At 52.8% G+C, this 2,921-nt stretch carries 5 protein-coding genes; 4 read left to right on the plus strand and 1 reads right to left on the minus strand.

Translation table 11 applies throughout. From position 1 onward, the window contains the following. A partial coding sequence (pyrB, locus tag MV985_RS04555; protein ID WP_297463655.1) for an aspartate carbamoyltransferase occupies positions 1-497 on the minus strand: 497 nt, incomplete at its 3' end. A gap of 127 nt (positions 498-624) precedes the next feature. On the opposite strand from pyrB, the gene MV985_RS04560 reads away from it, so the two are divergent. The 4 genes from MV985_RS04560 to MV985_RS04575 all read left to right on the plus strand — a co-directional run bounded on the left by MV985_RS04560 (position 625) and on the right by MV985_RS04575 (position 2,865). Further along, entirely contained in the window at positions 625-1,533 is a 909-nt protein-coding gene (locus MV985_RS04560) for a thiamine-phosphate synthase family protein (protein ID WP_297463657.1), read from the plus strand. A gap of 206 nt (positions 1,534-1,739) precedes the next feature. Further along, a complete protein-coding gene (locus tag MV985_RS04565) occupies positions 1,740-2,153 on the plus strand; it encodes a secondary thiamine-phosphate synthase enzyme YjbQ (protein ID WP_297463659.1) in 414 nt (137 codons plus the stop codon). Between the two features lie 210 nt (positions 2,154-2,363). Further along, positions 2,364-2,495 (plus strand): hypothetical protein, encoded by a 132-nt coding sequence (locus MV985_RS04570; RefSeq protein ID WP_297463661.1) that lies wholly within the window; start codon positions 2,364-2,366, stop codon positions 2,493-2,495. Continuing rightward, on the plus strand, positions 2,482-2,865 hold the full coding sequence (locus MV985_RS04575) for a DUF2283 domain-containing protein (protein ID WP_297463663.1): 384 nt from the start codon (positions 2,482-2,484) through the stop codon (positions 2,863-2,865). Before MV985_RS04570 ends, MV985_RS04575 begins: the two co-directional genes overlap by 14 nt. The last annotated feature ends 56 nt before the right edge of the window (positions 2,866-2,921 follow it).

A 2,921-nucleotide genomic window follows, 5' to 3' on the forward strand; every position in this document is an offset into this window, starting at 1 on the left:
TACTTCAAATCGCCGAGCAGACCGATTGTTAAGCCGTCAATCTTCCCGAAAGTTCTCTTTATCGTGTAGAGGTCCAGCAAAGTCTGGGTCGGGTGCTGATTACTTCCATCGCCGGCGTTGATGACCGGGACTTCTGCCACTTCAGCGGCAAGCCTGGCGGCACCTTCCATCGGGTGCCTTATCACGATGACGTCGCTGTACTGCTCCACCGTCTTTATCGTGTCAGCCAAGCTCTCGCCCTTCTTGACGCTCGTGCTCGATGAGGAGGAGAAACCTATAACCGAACCGCCGAGCCTGTGCATCGCGCTCTCAAAGCTCAGGCGCGTCCTCGTTGACGGCTCGAAGAAGAGCGTCGCCAAGATTTTCCCACGGGCGTAGTCGAGCGAGCCCTTCTCGTTAAGCTCCTCCTCAAGCCTTTCTGCAATGCTCAAAACGAACTCAATGTCTTCCTTCGAGAAGTCCCTTATGCTTATCACGTCGCGTCCTTTCCATTCCATAAGAGCCCTTCTCGTGTAAAAAACGACGGATTTTTAAACGTTTTTTGACATTAAATTGTCGATGAACGTCCGCTAACCCTTTAAACCCAGGTTCAAAATTTCAATAACCCGGTTTTAGGGTGATGGTATGAAGACGCCGAGCGTTTACATCGCCGAGGAGCTCATGCCGTACCTTCGAGCCAAGGTTGCGGAAGGGCTTTACCGGGCTGGGATGAGGCAATCGGGGATAGCCGAGTACCTCGGCATAACCCAGGCGATGGTGAGCAAGTATCTCGCCAGAAAGTACAAGCGGCCTCCGGAAGAAGTAGCTGAGAGGCTTGACTCTATAGCGGAGGAGATAGTCAGAGTGGTGCTTTTCGGAGGGCACAGAGAGGAGGTAATAGCGCTCGCCACCAGGAGGCTCTTTGAGCTCTTCCAGAGCGGCTTTCTCTGCAGGTTCTATTCGAGCTATTCGGGCGTGGGTGAGGAACTCTGCCGCTCGATGTTCTCGGTTCAGAGGGACAGGGGCGAGGTTCTTGATGTTCTCACTCTGGCCCTCGGCGAGCTCGAGAGGATAGCTTTGTTCCCATCGCTGATTCCCGAGGTGAGGAGCAACTTCGCCTACTCCCTTCCTTCCCCGAGGGGTCCGGAGGACGTTGCGGCCGTTCCGGGAAGGATAACCACAGCCAAGGGCAGGATTTTTGCCCTTCCGCCCGAGTTCGGGGCGAGCAGCTTTACCGCAGGTATACTGGTCGAGCTCGGGAAGCTCGCGCCCGGAATCAGGAGCGTCCTCAACGTCCGCTACGGCGATGATATGGAGATGGCAATGGCCAAGGCAGGATTCAAGGTCGCGCGCGTGAAGTCCGGCGGCCTGCCCGATCGGGAGGCGGTGAGGCTCATCGCGAGTCCGTTCAAAACCGGCTCTTACGACGCTGTAATCGACGAGGGCGGACTCGGCGTCGAGCCGCTCGTCTACATCTTCGGGAGAAACCCCTTCGAGGTCGTGGACAAACTGAGGAAGCTTGTGGAAGCCCTTGGGGGCAAAGAGGCGGAATGATGTCATTTTGCTGACCTACAGATCCTTCTGCTGCTTTTGAATCTTTCTCTCATGGTTTCTGTTTCTTCGGTGGAGAACGGGGACAAGCTGGCCCACTTCGCAATGTTTCTTCTCTGAGAATTAACCGGCTTCACCCTCTGGTCCTCCTTCTCTACACGACCGCAAACCTAATAGGTTTTCAGCGGGGGTTGTAATCGGGTGGTGGTATGAAGGTGCACGCGGAGGAGCTTCGCTTCTCAACCCGGGGCGAGATCGACCTAGTTGACATAACGGCGGAAGTTGAAAAGATCGTTGAGGAGAGCGGAATAGAGAACGGTCACGTTCTCGTCTTTGTTCCGGGGGCAACGGGCGCTATAGTTACGATAGAGCACGAGTCCGGCCTTTTAGAGGACTTCAAGAGAATCCTGAGGGAGCTTGTCCCGAAAGGAAGGGGCTACCTTCACGATAGGATAGACGACAACGCCCACAGCCATCTTAGAGCTACGCTCCTCGGTGCCAGCGAGTGCTTTCCCGTCGTCGATGGAAGGCTCATAAGGGGAACCTGGCAGCAGATTTTCTTCGTTGAGCTCGACGTAAGGCCGAGGCACAGGCGGGTTATAGTGCAGGTTGTGGGGGAGTGAGAAGTCAGTTTCTCAACTCTTAATAATGAGTAGTCCTTCAAGCGGAACCCTTGACGGAACTGACTGAAGTGTCTCTTGACCCTGAGATTGCGGGAGAGAAACATTAGGCCGAGTCTGGTTGAGAATGTGTTGCTTAATCGCTGGAAGGATTTAAGGGGAGTTGAGCAACAGGGGAAGAGCAGGTTTAAGTTAACGTATGTGCACCCTGAGATGGATGATATGGATTTAATTATTGTCGTTGAGGCCAAGGAGAGGAAGAGTAAGATGAGGCTAACTGTGGTGACGGCGTTTCCTCAGCCTTCGAGCAGGCGGGTTAAGGTGGTGGACAATGAGCGAGGTTGAGAAGAAGTTTAAGCCCATTGATTATGATCCTGTCGTTGATTCGTTGTTTGTTAGCGTCCCGGATAGGCAGTATAAGTACTCAATCATGGTTGGGGACGACCTCATCTTGGATTTCGGCATGTTGCCAGGTAGGGATAAGATTGATGTGGTTGGGTTTGAGCTGTTGGAAGCCTCGAAGAAGTTGGGCGTTGACAGGTATATACTTAGGAACATTAAGAGCCTTCATGCTGAGATAAGTGTTAATGAGAAGTGGGTTAAGCTGAAGCTTTCTATCGTTGTTCTTCAGCATAAGAAGGAGCGGAAGAGCGATAAAATACTTGAGGTGGCCAACTCGGGCATTCCACCGCTCGCTTCTTCAATTACCCTCTGATTCTTTGGGATTTTAAAAATGGGAATTAGAGCTTTATAGAAATCTCCGCTTTGTCG

The organism is Thermococcus sp. (genome assembly GCF_027012695.1).
Lineage (GTDB): Archaea > Methanobacteriota_B > Thermococci > Thermococcales > Thermococcaceae > Thermococcus.